This window comes from Desulfococcus sp., assembly GCF_050178255.1.
In the GTDB taxonomy this organism is placed as follows: Bacteria; Desulfobacterota; Desulfobacteria; order Desulfobacterales; family Desulfococcaceae; genus Desulfococcus; species Desulfococcus multivorans.
This window is the reverse complement of the sequence record NZ_JBFXGG010000002.1, coordinates 63,018-81,916: the sequence shown is the minus strand read 5'-3', so window position 1 is coordinate 81,916 and position 18,899 is coordinate 63,018. Positions and strand designations below refer to the sequence as shown.

The following is an 18,899-nucleotide window of genomic DNA, read 5'->3' as shown; positions in this document are numbered from 1 at the left end:
AAATCGAAATCATGCGTATCGTCATTATCGGCGCCGGGGCCATGGGCTCCATCTTTGGCGCCATGCTGTCTTCCACGTCGGATGTGGTGCTGCTGGACCTCCTGGAAAATCACATCAACACCATCACGGAGACCGGGTTGACCATCGAACGCACCGACGGGTCCCGAAGAATCTTTCGGCTTCACGGCACGACGGATCCGGCCACCCTCGCCCCGACCTTCGATCTGGCCGTCATATTTACCAAATCCTTCGACACCCCGAAAGCCGTCCTCACGGCCGACAGCCTGCTGAAGCCGACGGGCGTGGCCCTCACCCTCCAGAACGGTCTGGGGAACCTGGACGACATCGTCAGGGTGCTGGGCACGGAAAGAGCCCTGGTGGGCGTCACCTCCCACGGGGGCACGATCATCGCACCGGGTCATGTCCGCCACGCCGGAGAAGGCCTCACCTACATTGCAGGCGCATCGCCGGATACCCGGGGCGTCCAGGCGGTGGTCTCGGCCTTCCGGGCCGCGGGTATCGATACCGATCGGACAGATAACCCCGACACGCTCATCTGGGGCAAACTCATCATCAACGTCGGCATCAACGCATTGGCCGCCACTCTGCGGGTTCCCAACGGCGTCCTGGCCATGACACCCGCATGCGAAATCCTCATGGCCCGGGCCGTCGATGAGGCGGTGGCCGTGGCGCGACAGCTTCATATCACCCTCCCCTACGACGACCCCCTGGCGCAGGTGAAGGCCGTCTGCCGGAAAACCGCTCAAAACCGGGCGAGTATGCTCCAGGACGTCCTGAGGGGCGCACGGACCGAGGTGGGGGTCATCAACCGGGCCATCGTCGAAAAAGGTGCGGCCCTGGGCGTGGAGACGCCCTGCAACCGCTTCCTGTCGGAGATCATCGAAGCCCTCGAAGCAACGGCGGCCCATCGCATCGACTGACCACGATGAACCCCGGTGCGGCCCGTCTCGATGGGGACATGGACTTGTCCCCCATTCAGTCTGATCCGAAACCATCTTCCCGAAAGGAACGCATATGACACGTAAAACGACCATCGTCGACATCAAGGCCAGAAAAAAAACCGGTCCGCCCATCACCATGCTGACGGCCTACGACTATCCCATGGCCCTCCTCGTGGACCGGGGCGGCATCGACATGATCCTGGTGGGGGACTCCCTCGGCATGGTGGTTCTGGGCTATCCGGACACCATATCCGTCACCATGGACGAGATGGTCCACCACACCAAGGCGGTGAGTCGGGTCGCCGAACACGCCCTCGTGGTGAGCGACCTGCCTTTCGGCGCCTACAACGTTTCCATCGAGAAGGCCGTGGAGAACGCCAACCGGATAATGAAGGAGGGGCGGGCCGACGCCGTCAAGCTTGAAGGCGGCAGAAGCATGGCATCGGTGGTGGAGGCGGTCGTCCGCTCCGGAACCCCCGTCCAGGGACACATCGGCCTGACGCCCCAGACGGCGTCGGCCCTGGGCGGGTTCAAGGTTCAGGGCAAGAGCGCCGAAGCGGCGCGAACGCTCATCGATGACGCCAAGGCCCTCGAAGCCGCGGGCTGCTTCTCCATTGTCCTGGAGGCAATTCCCGCCCCCATCGCGCAGATGGTGACCGAGGCCCTCGCGATTCCCACCATCGGCATCGGCGCCGGGGTCCACTGCGACGGCCAGGTGCTGGTCATCCACGACATGGTAGGACTCTTCGATCGGTTCACCCCGAAATTCGTCAAACAGTACGCCAAGGTCAGCGATATCATCGCATCGGCCATATCCGCCTACGCCGACGAGGTTAAAAACCGCCGGTTTCCTGAGGAGCGGCACAGCTTCACCATGAAAACCGACGAACTGGACAAACTGGAAAAGGCCTGATAACGACCAAAGCGCCGGCCTGGAGGGAGGAAAGATCATGACGACATCCTATCGAATTTATCCCGTCGGCAGGATCCACAAGAACGGCGACAAGACCTGGATCGAGATCGAGGAGGCCTACCGGGAGGCCATGGACGGGCTTTCCGGGTTCTCCCACATCACGGTGCTCTACTGGTTCCACCAGAACGACACGCCGGAGAAGCGGTCCATCCTGAAGGTTCATCCCCGAAAGGACAAGGCCAATCCCCTCACCGGCGTATTCGCCACCCACTCCCCTTGCCGTCCCAATCTCATCGCCATGACCCACTGCCGGATCACGGGCATCGATGGGAGCCTCATCCACATCGATGCCGTCGACGCCTATGATCAGACACCCGTCATCGACATCAAGGCCTTCATTCCCATGGACAAGACAACGGCGGAGACGGTGCGGGTTCCCGACTGGGTGAACCGGCCGCGTCGACAGGATCCGGCGTAAGACCGACGAAAACAAGGAGACGATAGTGGACGACAGAACCGAAGCGATCAACGACTATATCCGGCAGGATCCCTTTGCCCGGTTCCTGGGGGCCGATGTGGAGATCCCGAAACCGGGCCATGCCCGGGTGACCCTGACGGTCACCGACGACATGCTCAATTTCCACGGCAGCACCCACGGCGGCCTGATTTTCGCCATGGGCGACATGGCCTTCGCCGCGGCGAGCAATTCCCACGGTCGAACGGCCGTGGCGCTGAACGTGGCCATCAATTTTCTGAGGGCGACGACATCCGGGGACCGGCTCGTGGCCGAAGCGGTGGAAGAGAGCGAATCGGGGCCCGTAGCCCTCTATGACATCACCGTGCGGAACGATCGAACCGGGGCGATAGTGGCCAGGAGCCAAAACCTGGTCTATCGAAAAAAGGAGTGGTTCGTGCCCGATACGGCGGGACAGACGCCCTGAAATCGAAAGCGGCAGAGGATGTCATGAAAACCCGGTTCATTGACGCCATAAACCGCCGGGACGGCATCGGCGCTAATCCGACTGGAGTCCCGGGACGCCCGGGAGGTGGAGAACAGCATGGAAGCACCCCTTGAAATGACACCGGACATGCTCATGGTTTTCGGTTTTCTGGTCCTTGTCACCGCCCTTTTCGTATTCGAGGTCGTGCGCGTCGACATGGTCGGGCTTCTGATGATGGTTCTTCTCCCGCTGTCGGGCGTCATCGAGCCCGGCCTGGCCGTCAGCGGCCTGAGCTCCAATGCCGTGGTGTCCATCATCGCGGTGATCATCATCGGAGAGGGGCTGGACAAGACCGGCGTCATGAACGTTTTTGCGCGACAGATCATCCGGTTGGCCGGAAAAAGCGAGCGCCGGATCATGGCCCTCATCGCCGGAACCGTAGCGCTGATATCCAGCTTCATGCAAAATATCGGAGCGGCGGCACTCTTCCTCCCGGCAACCCACCGCATCTCCCATCAGCTGAACGTTCCGATCTCCAGAATCCTCATCCCCATGGGCTACTGCGCCGTCATCGGCGGATGCATCACCCTCGTGGGGTCCAGTCCCCTGATCCTCCTCAACGACCTGATGGCTTCCTGGTGGGCCAACACCCCCTCGGCCCTGGCAGACGGCAGGGCCTTCGAACCTTTCGGTCTTTTCAGCGTGGCACCCATCGGCATCGCCCTGGTCCTGGCCGCGATCCTCTACTTCGTGGTCTTCGGCAAGATCGTTCTGCCGGCAGTCCCATCCCACCCGGAAACCGACGGGTGTATCCTGAAAAACGACCTGGAATGCACCTACGGCAAGGAGATCCAGCGGGCCTATGAACTCCATGTCCCCAGGGACTTCAAAACCCGCCGGCTCGACGAGCTCAGAATCCGGCCGCTTTATCATTCCACCGTCATCTGCATCTGCAAGCGGGAGGGGCGTTACAAGGTGACCGTTCCCGCCCGGGCCGACATCATCGAACCCGGGGATGTGGTCGGGATCATCAGCAACCAGGAGCATGTGGAAAGGCTCGCGGCGGATACGGGGTGGGCCCTGTGCGATGGACTGGATCGTCTCAACGAGGTGCTCAGCCCCGATGTCGCCGGCATCACCGAGGCCGTCGTCACGCCCCGGTCGGAGTTGGTGGGAAAGACGCTCCACGAGATCTATTTCCGGAAACGATACCATGTGAACCCGCTCGCCCTCTACCGCAAAAACCAGGTGATGCTGGAAGATATCTCGGCGACCCGGATCCAGCCCGGAGACGCCTTGCTGCTTCAGGGAGAATGGGAAAAATTCCATATTCTTCAACGAAAGCCGGATCTGGCCTTCACCGAGCACATCCCCGGCGAAATCCTGCATCCCGAAAAGGCGGGATTCGCCATTGCCGCGGTCACGCTCGCGCTCGTTCTGGCCCTGGGCTTCAAGGTCCAGCTCTCCATCGCGCTCCTCAGCGGTGCACTATGCATGATCCTGACCGGGGTGCTCTCGCTGGACGAAGCCTATCGGGGGGTGGACTGGATGACGGTGTTTCTTTTGGCGGGACTGATTCCGCTGGGGCTCGCCTTTGAAAAAACCGGCGCCGCCTTCTATCTCTCCACCACCATCACCCATGCGATGTCGGGAGCATTGACGCCGCTGGTCGTATTCCTGGTCATCGGCCTGTTGACCTCCTTTTTCACGCTGGTGACCTCCAACATCGGCGCCGCCGTCCTGATGGTGCCCCTGGCCATGAACATGGCCCTGCAATGCGACGCCGATCCGAGGATGGCGGCCCTTCTGGTGGGTGTGGCCGCCTCCAACACCTTCATCCTCCCCACCCATCAGGTCAACGCCCTGATCATGAAGCCCGGCGGCTACCGGGTCAAGGACTATGTCCGGGCCGGCGCCGGCATGACCCTGATCTTCATCGCGGTGGTCATGTCGATGCTCTATTTCTTCTACGGCATCCATGCCTGATGCGGATCCCGGCGAAGATCCCCGGCCATTTTCACCCCCCGCCGCTCCAGAAGGCTCCCCTCGGCAAGATGCAGCCTCACGAGAGCGATGCGATAATTGATCACGGCCCTTACCTCGGCGATCTGGCTCAACAGGAGATCGCGCTGGGCCTGGGCGACCAGAAGCGCGGTGCTCGTCCCCACGTCATACATCTCTTTTTCGGCCCGAAGCGTCTGCTCCTCGAGTTCCCGCGTGATCCGCGACGCTGAAATCTGCTTGCGGGCGCGTTCCACCTCGTTGGCGGCGAGGCGGACGTCGAGACGGACGAGCTGCCGGAGGTTCTCCACCGCTTCGGCCGACTGTCGACGGGATGCCCGGGCCGCCAGATCACGCGCCTTGGCCGCCCGGTTTCCGACATACCGGCTCAGGCGAATGCCCACCGCCGCATCGTAGGTGTCGCCGTCCAGTTCGCGGAACGCATCGGGAAAGGTGTCGGCGAAGCCGGTCTTACCGAGAACGACGAAGAGGTCGAGGAGCGGCAGAAGACCGTTCCGGGTCACGATGGTTTCGAGGCGATTCTGCGTCAGCCGCAGACGGGCCTCGTTCAGATCGGCACGAAGCTGTTCGGCGAGGCGAAGCCGATCGGCCAGATCGGTTATGGGCACAGTCGAGACAGACGGCTCGCTGGCGGTGTTGACGGCCCGATCCAGCAGCCCTTCCGGATCAGGGTCGAGGAGTCGCAGCAGCCGAAGGCGGCGCTCCTCCAGCTGGCTCCGGGCGTCGATCAGGGCCTGCTCGCGTCGGGCGACCTCGGCCCGGGCGGCCGGGGCCTCGATCTCGGGAAGCACGCCCACTTCGATGCGCTGTTCCACCTCGTCCCGCTGTTGCCGGGCTACGGCAAGGGACTGTTCGTAGATGGCGATCTCCTTCCGGGCCAGGGCCATATTCCAGTAGGCAATCTCCGTATCGGCCGCCAGGGCCTCGGTGAATCCCCGCAATTCATACACGCTTGCGGCGGTATCGAGCTCGGCCTGGCGCACGCTGACCAGGTTCACCGCAGGACCGAATCCTCTGAGGAGTGACTGGGTGACGCTCACCCCCAGGCGGGCGATCTGCTGTTCCGGCGCCCGGTTGGAGATGCTCCTTTCATGGGAGACGGAGGCCTCCACACGGGTTCCCGACGGCAGCTGCTGACGGACCCCGCCCGCGGCAAAAGCGTCATGTCCCTTGACACTGAACTGGGTGCCGGTGGACCGGGCGGTCTCGCTCGCCTCCTCCTCGGCGTATTCGAATTCTCCAAATATCTCAGGATCGAAGTTTCCACGCTCGATCTGCTCGAAGGTGCCGGCGATCACCGGGCCGAGCCGTCGCACACGGAGGTCCCGGTTGTTGGCGAGGGAAAGCATCACGGCCTGTTCCACCGACAGGTCGAGGGGGCCGTCTTTCGGAAATTCCGCGGGGGAAAGCGCGTCGGGACGCGGTTGAAGCACGTCGGGAACAGCCACGGGTTCGGCGTCGTCTTCGGCAATATGGACATCGAAATCCGGCGTGAAAACAGGCCGATGATCCGGCATCATGCACCCGGACATCAGGATCGCCCACATTACCGCGGCCGGTATCAGGCATCCGGAGCAGCTCTGCCGTCTCAATGGTCGCGTCCTTTGGGTTCGGGATGAAAGATCAGGTAAACGGCCGGAATGAGCATCAGCGTAATCAGGGTCGATCCCGTAAGCCCGCCCACAACCGCCCGCGCCAGCGGGGCCTGGGCGTCGGCGCCTTCACCGATCCCAAAGGCCAGGGGCAGGAGGGCGAGGATGGTCGTCAGCGTCGTCATCAGGATCGGCCGCAGACGGCGCCGTCCGGCCTCGGTCACGGCCTTCCGGGGGCTCATGCCCTCCCCCTGCAGGCGCCCGGCCTGATCCACCAGCAGAATCGCGTTGTTGACGACAATCCCCCCGAGCATGATGCAGCCGATGTAGGACTGCAGGTTCAGCGTCGTGTCGGTCAGGAAGAGGGTCACCAGCACCCCCACCGCCGCCAGGGGCACCGAGACCATGACGATGACGGGATCCCGAAGCGATTCGTACTGACAGGCGAGCACCATGTACACGAAGACCAGGGCCAGGACCAGGGACAACACGAGTTCGCGAAAAGCCTTCTGCTGCTCCTCGAAGGTGCCGGCCACCTGAAGATCGTACTCGACAGGCCGGGGGATCCCCTCCAGCCGGGCCTGGACGGCCTTTGCCGCAGTGCCCAGATCCCCGTCCGTGACGTTGGCCCTGACCGTGACGATTCGCTGCTGGTCCTTCCGGTCGATATAAATGGGCCCCTCACCCGCCCGTGTTGCAACGAGGTTCCGGAGGGCCACCGACTCGCCTGCGGCGGCGGTAAGGGTCAGGTCGAGAATTTCGTCCAGGGAACGCTTCTCGACGTCCTCAAGCTGCACGAAGATCCGATAGGCGTTGCCGCCCGTCCGGTACTCGCCGGCACGGGAGCCGGCCACGGCGGTTTCCAGCACCTCGGTCACGTCGCGGACGCTCAAGCCGAGATCGGCGGCCTTGGCACGGTCCACATAAATCTCCTGCTGGGGCATACCCCCCTCATTCTCCACGTCGATGTCGGTGAGTCCCGGAATTCCGGCAACCGCCGCAGCGACCCTCTGGGAGAGAAGATTCAGCGTTTCCAGCTCAAAACCGCGGATCTCGATGGTCAACCCCTCTTCCCCCCCCAGAATCCGCTCCAGAAGAAACTGTCCCTGGGGCGCCTGGGTGCGGATCGCCATGCCCGGAATCCTGCCCGTGAGGCGGCGCCGGAGATCATTGGCGATCTCCACATTGGATCGGGTCCGTTGACCCGCGGGCTGCAGGGAGATGCGGATCTCCCCCTCGGAGGACTGACCGGGGCGCCATCCAGTGGCGCCAAGGCTGGCCACCCACGAGACAGCCTCCGGCACGGCCGCCGTGATAATGTCTTCCATGCGCCGGACTTGTCGGTCCAGCAGGTCAAGCCGGATGCCGATCTCCATCTCACCCGTGACGCGCACCTCCCCCTCGTCGCTGGGGGGAAGGAATTCAGATCCGATCATCGGCAGCAGAAGGAGACTCCCGCCGAGCGCAGCGACGGAGCCCGCCACGATAAGGCCCCGGTGATCCAGCACCCAGCCGATCACATCGCGGTAGCCGCTGTTGAGGCCCTCAAAGAGCCGATCCAGAGCAGCCCCCCATCGGGCGATCCGGGCCGGGAGGGGGCGAAGGCGGGTCCCGGCCGGACGGAGGAGCCTCGAGGCGAGCATCGGCGCCAGGCTGAGGGAAACGAGAAGGGAGCAGACCAGCGAAAAGATAATCACGTAAGCCAGCTCCTGGAACAGAATGCCCGATACGCCGCGGACAAAGGCCATCGGCAGAAAAACCACCAGTGTGGTGATGGTGGAGGCCACAATGGCCGGGCCGACCTCCTGAGCCCCGTTCACCGCGGCATCCGTGGGCGTTTCACCGTTCTCGGCGGCGCGCCGGACGATATTCTCCAGAACCACCACGGAGCTGTCCACCATCATACCGACCCCCAGCGCCAGGCCGCCAAGGGTCATCAGGTTCAGGGTGAAGCCCCCGAAATAGATGAGCGCGAAGGTGGCGACGACCGAGATGGGAATGGCCACGGATATGACGATCGTGCTCCTGATATTGCGCAGGAAAAAGAGGAGCACCGCAACAGCCAGCCCGCCGCCGTAAAGCACCGACTGCGCGACGTTGGCAATCGATCTTTCGATGAAGTTGCCCTGGTTGATCACCGGAATGACCCGAACCTGGGGAAAGGCGTCGTTCACCGCATCGATCTCGGCGAGAACGCGCCGTGAAACCTCTACGGTATTGGCGTCGGCCTGTTTGCGGATCCCAACCCGGAGACCCCGTTCGCCGTTGACGCGGACGATGCGCGTCCGCTTTTCGTAGGTGTCCCGAACATCGGCCACCTGACCGAGGGTCACCACGGCGCCCCCCTGCCGGAAAACCGCGGTATTGCGGATCTGGTCGAGATCCGTGAACTCGGCGGGCGCCCGGATCGTGACCTCATGCCGACCCGACTCGATCTGACCCGCCGGCAGGTCGATATTGGCGTTTTGAAGGGCATCGACGATCCGATTCAAGGGAAGCCCCAGGGCCTTGATCCGGTCGGGGTCCAGCGCGATGCGCACCTCCCGGGTGTACTCACCCCAGAGGTCCACCTGCGCGACCCCCGGTATGCGCGAGAACCGGTACCGGATCCGGTCCTCGATGAGCTGGGTGAGCTCCACGGGGTCGAGACTGCTGGAGATGCCGAGAATGACCACTGGAAATCCGGCGATGTCGAACTTGCTGACCCTGGGACGCACGATGTCGTCGGGCAATTCGTTGATCTCATCCTCGAGTTTGGACTGGACATCGAGGGCCGCGGTGTCGATGTCCGTGCCCCACACGAAGTTGACCCGGACGATGCTGCTTCCCTCGGACGAGGTGGACGTGATCTCTTCCACTCCCGGGACCGTAGCGACGATTTCCTCGATGATCTGGGTGACCCGCCGCTCCATGACCTCGGGGCTCGCCCCCTCGTACTCGGTTCGGATGGAGACGGTGGGCAGTTCGATGCTGGGCAGCAGGTCGATGCGCAGGCGGCTCAGGGAGACGGCACCCACGATGACAACGATGAGGGTGACCATGATGGTGAGGATGGGCCGATCCACGCTGAATTTCGGCAGGGTCATCCGATGCCTCCGCCGCTCTTCCCGGCGTCGTCGGGAATCGTGACGGGCGATCCGTCTTCGAGCAGCTGCTGCCCCAGAATCACGACCCGTCCGTCAAGGTCTTCCCCCGCCACCTGAACGCGTCCGGCCTCGCGAATACCCACGGTGACGCTGCGCCATGAGACCGACCGCCCCGCCGCATCGACGACAAACACCCCGGTCCGGTCCCCTCGCGATGTCAGGGCTTCCTCCGGAACGATCACGGCGTCCTCGGCCCGGTCGAGTACCACGGTGGCCCGGATGAACATACCGGGTTTGAGCCGATGCCGGGGGTTTTCGATGGTCAACTCCACCTTGGCCTGCCGGGTGGCCTCCTGGAAGATCGGGGCGATGCGGTCCACCCGCCCTTCGAACCGCTCGCCCGGATAGGCGTCGGTGGTCAGGGTGACGCTCTGAGAGAGCTCCAGGCGCGCGTAGTCCTTCTCGGTCACGAAGATGACCCCGATCAACGGATCGAGGTCGACGATGGCCATCAGCGGCGTGTTGGCGGAGACGGTGTCGCCTTCCTCGACGTAGCGCTCGGCCACGACGCGCAGGGCGTCCGATCCCGTCCACCCCGCCGTCACCCGGGTGTAGCCGAGACGGATGTTGGCTGCCGCCAGAGCGGCCTCGGCTTTGGTCACATGGGCCCGGGCCACCTCGAGCTGCGCCTTTTTGGCCAGTTGATTGGCCCGGGCCGTGTCCATCTGGGCATCCGAGGTCACACCCCGCTTCCGAAGCGTTTCGATGCGGGCCAGCTCGCGGCCTGCGATCTCGAGGGCGCTTTCCGCCTCGGCAAGATTGGCGCGGTTCACCGCCAGTTCGGCCCGGGCCTCGGCCACCGCCTGGACATATTCGTCGTCATCCAGGGCCGCCACGACCCGGCCTCTTGAGACGGTGTCGGCCAGATCGACGAAAACCGCTTCGATGCGCCCGCTCACCTTCGGCGCCACCACGAACTTTGCCGGGGCCTCCAGGGCGCCGCTGAATGTGCGGCTGAGCACGATGGGGCCACGCTGAATCGGGGCCACTGCGACAGGAGCGGGCTGCGGCCCGCCGCTCTGTTTTTCGGGATCCCCGCCCCCCTGGAGTTTGTTGTAGATCATCCAGCCCAAGGCGGCGACCACTGCCGCAACCACCGTCAACACCGCCAGGCGTCCTGCTCCGATAGGTTTCACCAATATCCTCACTCCGTCGTTTCGGGATCGTTGCACATCCGACGATCCTGTTGCCTTCCGCCGAGGTCGGCACGGCGGATCCGTCCTCGCACGTGCCTTCCAGGGCTCACCATCCATTACCACAGGCGGAATGCCCTTCGCAACCGATGCCTCTCGCAGCCGGGAAAAGTCTCATCCATATTTTCAATTTCCAGTACCGAGGGGACGACCCATGCCCCGCGCGGTTTCGATCAAATGCCGCTGAAGCCTGCTCCGGGCGGCCTGGAAACCCGGGTTGAGATATCAAACGTGTTGACACCGGTACAGGCCTCTCGTATGTTGCCGTTTTGAAAAATCGAGCGATTCATTGACGCTTCCCCGGTCCGAGCATCCCTTTCCGGCCGACAACGCCCCTCCTCCCCGACGGCTTTGGAAGCGTCATCGATACCGTGAGATCCGGGCTGCCGGGGAAGCCAAAAGACACCCGGCAGATCCAGGTGTAACCCAATGCATCGAAACGCCGACTGATACTATATCACTCAGCCCGTCATCACCACGACATCCGAAGGTTGAAGGTATCCAATGGATCGGAACGGTTCGCGTCGGTTCTACCAGGACTGTTGACATGAATGAAACGGCATTGAAACCATGAAACGCAATGATGACATTTTCGCCCGCCGGCTGCAAGGCCGGATCCGCACCGCGATTGGCGGCCTGATCGTCTGTTGGCTGCTCATCTGGGGCTGTGCGCCGGTGGGCCCCGACTATGTGAAACCGGACATCCGGACGCCCGACGCCTGGTACGCCCGCCCGCCGGTCTCCGAGAGCTCCGGGAAATCCGATGCCGGGGTCTTGGCGCGCTGGTGGGAGACCTTCGATGATCCGGCCCTCACCGCCCTGATCGACGCGGCCGTCCGCCGAAATCTGGACATGAAACAGGCCCTTTCCCGCGTTCGGGAGGCCCGGGCCCGTCAGCGCGGCCGCCGTGCAGACCTGTTTCCAGCCGTCGACGCCGCTGCCTCGGCGAGCAAAAGCCGAAGCAGCGGGAAGAGCGGCGCCGGCGGCACATCCGAACTCTACTGGAGCGGTGTCGATGCCGCATGGGAGCTCGACGTCTTCGGGGGCCTGCGACGGTCCCTCGAGGCGTCCCAGGCGGATCTGGCGGCCGATGAAGCGGATTTCCAGGACGTGAAAATCTCACTGATGGCCGAGGTGGCCCTCAACTACATCGACGTCAGAACCTACCAGGCCCGGCTCGCCGTCTCCAGGTCCAACGTGGCGACCCAGGAGGAGACCTGGGCGCTGCTGGACACGGTCCACCGTTCCGGCCTGGGCGACGGGCTGGCCGCGGAACAGGCGCGGTACAACCTGGAAAGCAGCCGATCCAGGATCCCCGACCTGAAAACCGGGCTGGCACAGGCCCTTAACCGGCTGGACATCCTGACGGCCCGGCCCCCGGGATCGGTCCATGAAATGCTGTCCGCGGCACGTCCTCTGCCCGAGGTCGCCATCCAGGCCGCCATCGGCGTCCCGGCGGACCTTCTGCGCCGCCGCCCCGACATCCGCAGGGCGGAACGGATCCTGGCGGCGGAAACCGCCCGGGTCGGCGTGGCCGAAGCCGAACGGTACCCCCGGTTTACCCTGGACGGCACCATCGGGCTGGAGGCCCTCTCCCTCGGGGATCTCCTCCAGACTTCGTCCCGGCAATGGCGCATCGGACCCGCCCTCAATTGGCGGATATTCGACGCCGGCGCCATTCGCAGCGGCATCGAAATTCAGACTGCCATCCAGGAGCAGGCGATGCTGGCCTACGAAACAGCGATCCTGAACGCTCTGGAGGAGGTGGAGAACGCCTTGGTCGCCTATGTCCGGGAACAGGAAAAGCTCACGGCCCTGAAAGCGGCCACCCGCTCGGCCCGGTCGGCGGCCGATCTGGCCGAACAGCGCTTCGTGTCGGGTCTCGTCGGGTTCACCGACGTGCTGGATGCCCAGCGATCCCTGCTCACCTTCGAGGACGATGCGGCAGCGAGCCGGGGCGCGGTATTCGCCAATCTCGTGCGCCTCTACAAGGTCCTCGGCGGTGGATGGGACGTTGTTCGACCGGCCGCTTCCGAAACCCAACCCCTCATCCCAGTGGAGAGCCATGAAACAACCCCCTGAAACCGACATCCGGAAAACGCTGGGCATCGGCGCCACCCGAAGTCGCGCCCGCCGCAGACGATGGATCATCGGGGCGGGTGTCGCCCTTCTTCTCCTCATCGCCGCGGTCACAATATGGCGCATGAAGGCGGATAGGAACGCCCTCACCTACATTACCCGACCCGCGACCCGCGGCGACCTGGTGGTCACCGTCACGGCCACCGGAAACCTCGCCGCCACCAACGAGGTGATGGTGGGCAGCGAGCTGTCGGGCATCATCAAGACGGTAGAGGTTGACTACAACGACCCGGTGGAAAAGGGGCAGCCACTGGCCCGACTGGACGATATCAAGTTCAGGGCCGCTGTTATGAAGTCCCGCGCCGCCCTCGCCTCGGCCCGGGCCAGGCTCGAGGAGGCCGGGGCAACCCGGGTGGAAACGGAAAAGCGCCTCGCCCGGTACCGGAAGACCCGTGCCATGACCGGCGGAAAACTGCCCTCCGTGGAAGAGCTCGAGACCGCGGAAGCCGCCCTGGCCCGGGCCGTCGCCGCGGTGGGCGTCGCCCGGGCGGCCATTGACGAAGCCGACGCCCAACGGGTCGAAGACGAAGCCAACCTGGCCAGGACGATCATATACTCTCCGGTCAACGGCATCGTGCTGAACCGTGACGTGGATCCGGGGCAGACCGTGGCCGCTTCCCTTCAGGCTCCCGTGCTCTTCACCCTGGCCGAGGACCTTCGCCGGATGGAGCTCCAGGTGGACGTTGACGAGGCCGACGTGGGCCAGGTGAAGGAGGGGCAATCCGCCGAATTTACCGTGGACGCCTATCCCGACCTCACCTTCAGAGCCGGCATCACCCAGCTGCGATTCGGGGCCCAGGACACCGACGGCGTCGTCACCTACACGGCCATCATGAATGTCGACAACCCCGATCTGCTGCTGCGGCCGGGAATGACGGCAACGGCGGACATCACGGTGGAGCGCCGGACCGACGCCCTCCTGGTGCCCAACGCAGCCCTCCATTTCACGCCGCCCCAGCCCAAAACGTCCCAACGCCGCGGTTTGATGGGGGCGATCCTGCCGCGTCCGCCCCATTCCAGAAAACCCAGGGCCGGTTCGGATGAAACTCCCGACGCCAGGCAGGTATGGGTTTTGAAGGATGGCCGTCCCGTACCGGTGCCCGTAACCGTCGACGCCACCGACGGGTCCCTCACCGCCGTCACCGGCGGCGCGCTCAACGCCGGGCAGGCGCTGGTGGTGGACGCCGTGGGAGAGGCGTCATGACCGGAACCTGCAGCAAAGCGGCCGGAAGCGCCCTCCTGATCGAATTCCGGGGGGTCACGAAGGTCTACGGCAAGGGGCATGCGGTCATGCGGGCCCTGGACGGCGTCGATCTCACCATCGCCAGGGGCGAGTTCGTGGCGGTGATGGGTCCCAGCGGTTCGGGAAAATCCACCTGCATGAACATCCTGGGATGCCTGGACACCCCCACCGAGGGCACCTACCGCTTCGACGGGGTGGATGTGGGGGGCCTCACCCGGGATCAGCGGGCTCTGCTGCGCCGCCACTACCTCGGTTTCATCTTCCAGGGGTTCAACCTGCTCAACCGCACCTCGGCCCTGGAGAATGTGGAACTGCCCCTGATCTACCGGAAGATACCGGCCCGGCAACGCCGGGAGTCGGCCCTGGCGGCCCTCGAGACGGTGGGGCTGGCGGACTGGGCCGCCCACACGCCGGGGGAACTCTCCGGCGGGCAACAGCAGCGGGTGGCCATTGCGAGGGCGATCGTGAGCGAACCCCAGGTGCTTCTGGCCGACGAGCCCACGGGCAACCTCGACAGCGCCCGCAGCCGAGAGATCATGGAACTCCTTGCCGACTTCAATGACCGGCGGGGCATCACCATCCTCATGGTCACCCATGAGGCCGATATGGCGGCCTATGCCGGCCGACGGATCCAGTTCCGCGACGGCCGCATCGACCGCGGATTTGAAGAGGACAAGGAAACCTGATGCTCTGGGAAACCTGTATGTTGGCCCAGCGGGAGATCCGCCGCAACGTGCTGCGCTCCGCACTCACCATTCTGGGCATCGTCATCGGGGTCGGCGCCGTCATTACCATGGTGACCCTTGGGGACGGCGCCACCGCCAAGGTCGCCGGCGACATCGGGAAACTGGGCAGCAACATGCTCCAGATTCGACCCGGACAGGGATTCCGGGGGCCCGGGGGGGCAAGATCCGATGCCAGGCCCTTCGAGGCCGCCGATGCCGCGGCCGTAGCGCGTCAGATCCCCGGTCTTTCGGCCGTGGCGCCGACGGCGAGTCAGACCGTCCAGGCCATTTACGGCAACGCCAACTGGTCCACCTCGGTGACCGGCAGCACGTCGGCGTATCTCGAGGTCCGGGACTGGGACATCGGGGCGGGCCGAAACTTCACAGGCGGGGAAATCCGCTCCGGAAAGGCGGTCTGTCTTCTGGGCGCAACGGTAAAGGAGGCCCTTTTCGGCAGGGCGGAGGCGGTGGGGGACACCATCCGGTTAGGCCGGATCTCCTTCAAGGTCATTGGTCTCCTGGCGGAAAAGGGGCAGTCCAGCTTCGGCATGGACCAGGACGACATCGTGCTGATCCCCCTCAGGACCCTCCACCGCCGGCTTGCGGGAAACACCGACGTCACCGCCATCATGGTGTCGGCGAAAAGCGGCGTCGCCACCGAAACGGTCCAGGCCAATATCGAACGCCTGATGCGTCAGCGCCGGGGCATCTCCCCGGGCAAGGAAGACGATTTCACCGTCCGCGACATGAAGGAGATCATCGCCACCCTCACCGGCACCACACGAGTCCTGACGGGACTCCTGGCGGCCGTGGCCGCCGTGAGCCTGCTGGTGGGCGGCATCGGCATCATGAACATCATGCTGGTGTCGGTCACGGAACGCACCCGGGAGATCGGCACCCGGCTGGCCATCGGCGCACTCGAGCGGGACGTCCTGCTCCAGTTTCTGGTGGAAGCGGTGGTCCTTTCCGCCTTTGGCGGCCTCACGGGCATCATTCTGGGACTCGGGGCGGCGATGGCGGGGGCACGGATGATGGGCATTCCTTTTGTCTTCAACGCCGGCATCGTTGGGGCTGCGTTCTTCTTTTCCGGCGCCGTGGGCGTGGTCTTCGGCTATTTCCCGGCGCGGAAGGCCGCCCGGTTGAACCCCATCGAGGCGCTCCGGGCCGAATGAGGTTCCATCATCCTAATCCGCACTCGCCGAAGGTTGTCGTCCCAGGGCCAGAAGGGTGACATCGTCGCGGAGGCCGTCGGCCGACGTGAAGCTTTCGATCTCCATCCTGATCTCGTCGATGAGGTGGTGGGGGGCAGCGCAAAAGGCGCCGGCCCTCCGGACAAGGCGTTCTCGGGTAAACAGTCGCCCCGCGGGGTTGCAGGCTTCGGTCACGCCGTCGGTGTAGGCCAGGAGGGTCTCCCCGGGGCCGATGCGGACCCGGAGCACCGTGAAGGACGCCTCCCGGAAGGCCCCCACCGCCGCCCCCGTGGGCGCCAGACGCGCCTTGATCCCGAGGCCGCTTACGATCAGCGGCGGTTCGTGGCCGCCGTTGATGTAGAAAAGCTCTCCGGTCTCGGTATCGAGAATTCCGAAGAAGAGGGTGGCGAACATGGCGTCCTTTTCGTGGGTGACGGCAATGTATTCGTTGACGGAGCGGATCGTTTTCGCAAGGACCCGTGAAGGGTCGAAATTTTCCGGACCCCGCGCGGCGCCGCAGTCGACGCCGGATGCCCGGGAGAGGATACGTACAAGGCTCCTGAATATGGCCATGTAAAGGGCGGCCCCCACCCCTTTGTCGCACACGTCGGCAATCACCACCCCCATGTACCTGGGGTCTTCAAAACAAAAGGCATCATAGAAATCCCCCGACACGTGACGGGCGGCATGAAAATGCGCGGCGATCTCCCATCCCCCGACCTCCGGCAGAATCGTCGGGAAAAAACCGGCTTGAATCCGGCGACCGATGTCGAGCTCGTGCTCCGCCCGATGCCGGGCCTGTTCGGTACGGGCAAAGTGCATGGCCCGCTCCGCGGCGATCGCTGCCAGGATGAAAACGCAGGTCAACCCCGCCGTGAACAAAGGCGCTGAAAAGGGCAGGAGAGTCAAAAACATCGTGAAGGCAATTGCGCCGGTTCCCAGATAGAGGCCGGACAGCACCAGGGTTCCCAGTATCAAGCCTGTGGACGAACAGATCAGGGACAACCCGAATATACCGATGGCCAACACCGCAGCAGCCCCTATGCCGACTCCCGGGGACAGGGTGCGCAGGAACGTCTCCGAAAGAATATTCCGGATGACGGCGGCGTGGACGGCCCCCGTCGTGAGACGCTTTTGCCCCCCGGCGGGTCGGACCTTGACCTCGGCAGCCACGTTTTCGGCAATGACGGCGATTTTTCCGGCGAGATCCCGCTCCAACCGTGCCCTCACGCCCGGGTCTTCAGCGGCCCGAAAGATCTCCCGATAGCTGTAATGGGCCGTCCGGGTCGGAATGTCGTTGAAATTGACAAGCATGCGGCCGCGACGGTCAACGGGAATCACGATGTCCCGGCCCGGCGCCCCGGGGGCGGTTTTGGCACCTTTGAGGATGATCTGTTTTTCAGGGTCGACCTCGATGTCCGCAGGTAAAACGCCCAGGTAATCACAGGCCGCCAGAAGCGAGAGGCTCGGGTAGAAGGCGCCCCGGTGGCGAACAAACAGGGGCAGGCCTCTCAGAATGCCGTCGGCATCGGCGGGAAGGTTCAAAAATCCGATGCCCGCAGCGGCTTTCGCCAGGTGCGAGGCCGTCATCCGGGGGTGACGGCCGACAAAGACGTCATCAGAGGACGAGACGACGGACGCGGCCCAGTCTTCGGGGTCCGCGGCGTCCCCTCGGGCCGAGCCCCACACCCCGTTCACGGGAGGCTCGAGGGACCCGAACACCATCCCCAGGTAGACGCGCCGGGCGGCCCTTACCGCCGCCGTCATCCGCCGATCGTTTTCATCCCCGAGATGCTCCTCGAAAACGAAATCGACAATCTGACTTCTGATCTTTACCGCGGCGAGATTGTCGATGATCCGGGCGTGGTGGGAGCGATCGTAATAGAAATTGGCATCGATGTAGACAATGGGATCCGACGCGCCGGAAAGGGCGTCGCCGGCAGACACGCCTTCCGTCGGCATACCCTTCAGTTCGGCCAGGCGGTCGACCAGGGTTGCGTCCAGCCGTTCATAAAGATCACCTCCCCCCCATTGGGCGGCGGCGGCCAGGACAAATGCCGACACCGCCAGGACGAGACGAATTTTCACTTTGGCGAAATCCGCGAGCGCCACCGGTATCTCCCTCTCCGTCAAGCGGGCGTCGCCATCCCCGCTTTCGTCGGGGGTGCGCATCGACGGTTTCAAGGCGGTTCTTCTATTGCCGGATGCCCTCGACGCTCACCGTTATATCGACCGCGTCGCTGACGCCGTTCAACATGAAATTCATCCCCCAGGCGCTCCGCTGGATGGTGAAGACGGTCTCAAACCCGATGCGATACTGTCCCCAGGGGTCCTTTCCGGCACCGGTCCGCCGTACCACCGCCGTCACGGGACGGGTTTTCCCCAGAAGGGTGAGATCGCCCGCCACCGCAAAGGTCTCGTCTCCGGTCTTTTTTATGGACGTACTCCTGAAGGTGATGGCCGGGTGCTGCTCGACATCAAAGAAATCAGCGCTCTTGAGGTGCTGATCCCGTTTTTCGACATCCGTATCAACGGAGGCGACATCCACCGACATCTCCACCCGGCTCTTCTCCGGCGCGGCGTCGTCCCACTGGATGACGCCTGCAGGTCCTGGAAAGCGACCGTAAGAATACCCGATGTCAAGATGCTTTACCCGAAACAGGACATAGGAATGGACCGGATCCACCTGATAGGTCTCTGCCGCAGCCGTTGCACCCGAAAGCAACATTCCTGCCAGGAGACTTCCAATCCACAACCCCGTTACATCGCGTTTTATACTCATGCTGCATTCCTTTCCTTGGAGAGTGGGGGATGAATCGAAGATCAAAGCTTT

At 63.9% G+C, this 18,899-nt stretch carries 14 protein-coding genes; 9 read left to right on the top strand and 5 right to left on the bottom strand.

Translation table 11 applies throughout. The features are described 5' to 3' along the window. The first annotated feature begins 11 nt into the window (after positions 1–11). From AB7S84_RS01130 to AB7S84_RS01110, 5 genes are all read left to right on the top strand, one after another. Positions 12–941, top strand: coding sequence for a ketopantoate reductase family protein (locus tag AB7S84_RS01130; RefSeq protein WP_020877680.1), 930 nt, complete (start codon positions 12–14; stop codon positions 939–941). Positions 942–1,035: 94 nt separating this feature from the next. Continuing rightward, on the top strand, positions 1,036–1,875 hold the full coding sequence (gene panB / locus AB7S84_RS01125; protein WP_020877681.1) for a 3-methyl-2-oxobutanoate hydroxymethyltransferase: 840 nt from the start codon (positions 1,036–1,038) through the stop codon (positions 1,873–1,875). 37 nt (positions 1,876–1,912) lie between these two features. Further along, on the top strand, positions 1,913–2,353 hold the full coding sequence (tsaA, locus tag AB7S84_RS01120) for a tRNA (N6-threonylcarbamoyladenosine(37)-N6)-methyltransferase TrmO (RefSeq protein ID WP_020877682.1): 441 nt from the start codon (positions 1,913–1,915) through the stop codon (positions 2,351–2,353). Positions 2,354–2,378: 25 nt separating this feature from the next. Then, on the top strand, positions 2,379–2,816 hold the full coding sequence (locus AB7S84_RS01115; RefSeq protein ID WP_020877683.1) for a hotdog fold thioesterase: 438 nt from the start codon (positions 2,379–2,381) through the stop codon (positions 2,814–2,816). Between the two features lie 117 nt (positions 2,817–2,933). Then, complete coding sequence (locus tag AB7S84_RS01110; protein WP_020877684.1) at positions 2,934–4,802, top strand: SLC13 family permease; 1,869 nt, start codon at positions 2,934–2,936, stop codon at positions 4,800–4,802. Here the strand turns inward: AB7S84_RS01110 and AB7S84_RS01105 are convergent. From AB7S84_RS01105 to AB7S84_RS01095, 3 genes are read right to left on the bottom strand one after another with little or no spacing between them, the layout of a single operon-like run. Then, positions 4,784–6,430 carry a TolC family protein gene (locus AB7S84_RS01105; protein ID WP_020877685.1) on the bottom strand — a complete coding sequence of 549 codons (1,647 nt, stop codon included), beginning with the start codon at positions 6,428–6,430 and terminating at the stop codon, positions 4,784–4,786. The genes AB7S84_RS01110 and AB7S84_RS01105 overlap by 19 nt on opposite strands. After that, positions 6,427–9,516, bottom strand: a complete 3,090-nt coding sequence (locus tag AB7S84_RS01100; RefSeq protein ID WP_020877686.1) for an efflux RND transporter permease subunit — start codon at positions 9,514–9,516, stop codon at positions 6,427–6,429. The genes AB7S84_RS01105 and AB7S84_RS01100 overlap by 4 nt, the downstream gene beginning before the upstream one ends. After that, on the bottom strand, positions 9,513–10,712 hold the full coding sequence (locus AB7S84_RS01095; RefSeq protein WP_040416202.1) for an efflux RND transporter periplasmic adaptor subunit: 1,200 nt from the start codon (positions 10,710–10,712) through the stop codon (positions 9,513–9,515). Before AB7S84_RS01095 ends, AB7S84_RS01100 begins: the two co-directional genes overlap by 4 nt. A 627-nt stretch (positions 10,713–11,339) precedes the next feature. Between AB7S84_RS01095 and AB7S84_RS01090 the strand changes: the two genes are divergently transcribed. From AB7S84_RS01090 to AB7S84_RS01075, 4 genes are read left to right on the top strand one after another with little or no spacing between them, the layout of a single operon-like run. Next, entirely contained in the window at positions 11,340–12,851 is a 1,512-nt protein-coding gene (locus AB7S84_RS01090; protein ID WP_020877688.1) for an efflux transporter outer membrane subunit, read from the top strand. Continuing rightward, a complete protein-coding gene (locus AB7S84_RS01085) occupies positions 12,835–14,112 on the top strand; it encodes an efflux RND transporter periplasmic adaptor subunit (RefSeq protein WP_020877689.1) in 1,278 nt (425 codons plus the stop codon). The genes AB7S84_RS01090 and AB7S84_RS01085 overlap by 17 nt, the downstream gene beginning before the upstream one ends. After that, on the top strand, positions 14,109–14,837 hold the full coding sequence (locus AB7S84_RS01080) for an ABC transporter ATP-binding protein (protein ID WP_020877690.1): 729 nt from the start codon (positions 14,109–14,111) through the stop codon (positions 14,835–14,837). The genes AB7S84_RS01085 and AB7S84_RS01080 overlap by 4 nt, the downstream gene beginning before the upstream one ends. Next, a complete protein-coding gene (locus AB7S84_RS01075) occupies positions 14,837–16,048 on the top strand; it encodes an ABC transporter permease (protein WP_020877691.1) in 1,212 nt (403 codons plus the stop codon). The genes AB7S84_RS01080 and AB7S84_RS01075 overlap by 1 nt, the downstream gene beginning before the upstream one ends. Before the next feature lie 12 nt (positions 16,049–16,060). Here AB7S84_RS01075 and AB7S84_RS01070 read toward each other — a convergent pair whose 3' ends face one another. Both AB7S84_RS01070 and AB7S84_RS01065 read right to left on the bottom strand, forming a co-directional pair. Then, positions 16,061–18,250: a SpoIIE family protein phosphatase gene (locus AB7S84_RS01070; protein ID WP_428152755.1), complete on the bottom strand. Its 2,190-nt coding sequence runs from the start codon at positions 18,248–18,250 to the stop codon at positions 16,061–16,063. Between the two features lie 10 nt (positions 18,251–18,260). Continuing rightward, complete coding sequence (locus AB7S84_RS01065; protein ID WP_020877693.1) at positions 18,261–18,848, bottom strand: YceI family protein; 588 nt, start codon at positions 18,846–18,848, stop codon at positions 18,261–18,263. Between the last annotated feature and the right edge of the window lie 51 nt (positions 18,849–18,899).

Coding starts and splice junctions, on each gene's coding strand:
- AB7S84_RS01130 (WP_020877680.1), top strand. CDS start 12: ATGCGTATCGTCATTATCGGCGCCGGGGCCATGGGCTCCATCTTTGGC.
- panB (WP_020877681.1), top strand. CDS start 1,036: ATGACACGTAAAACGACCATCGTCGACATCAAGGCCAGAAAAAAAACC.
- tsaA (WP_020877682.1), top strand. CDS start 1,913: ATGACGACATCCTATCGAATTTATCCCGTCGGCAGGATCCACAAGAAC.
- AB7S84_RS01110 (WP_020877684.1), top strand. CDS start 2,934: ATGGAAGCACCCCTTGAAATGACACCGGACATGCTCATGGTTTTCGGT.
- AB7S84_RS01100 (WP_020877686.1), bottom strand. CDS start 9,516: ATGACCCTGCCGAAATTCAGCGTGGATCGGCCCATCCTCACCATCATG.
- AB7S84_RS01090 (WP_020877688.1), top strand. CDS start 11,340: ATGAAACGCAATGATGACATTTTCGCCCGCCGGCTGCAAGGCCGGATC.
- AB7S84_RS01085 (WP_020877689.1), top strand. CDS start 12,835: ATGAAACAACCCCCTGAAACCGACATCCGGAAAACGCTGGGCATCGGC.
- AB7S84_RS01080 (WP_020877690.1), top strand. CDS start 14,109: ATGACCGGAACCTGCAGCAAAGCGGCCGGAAGCGCCCTCCTGATCGAA.
- AB7S84_RS01075 (WP_020877691.1), top strand. CDS start 14,837: ATGCTCTGGGAAACCTGTATGTTGGCCCAGCGGGAGATCCGCCGCAAC.
- AB7S84_RS01065 (WP_020877693.1), bottom strand. CDS start 18,848: ATGAGTATAAAACGCGATGTAACGGGGTTGTGGATTGGAAGTCTCCTG.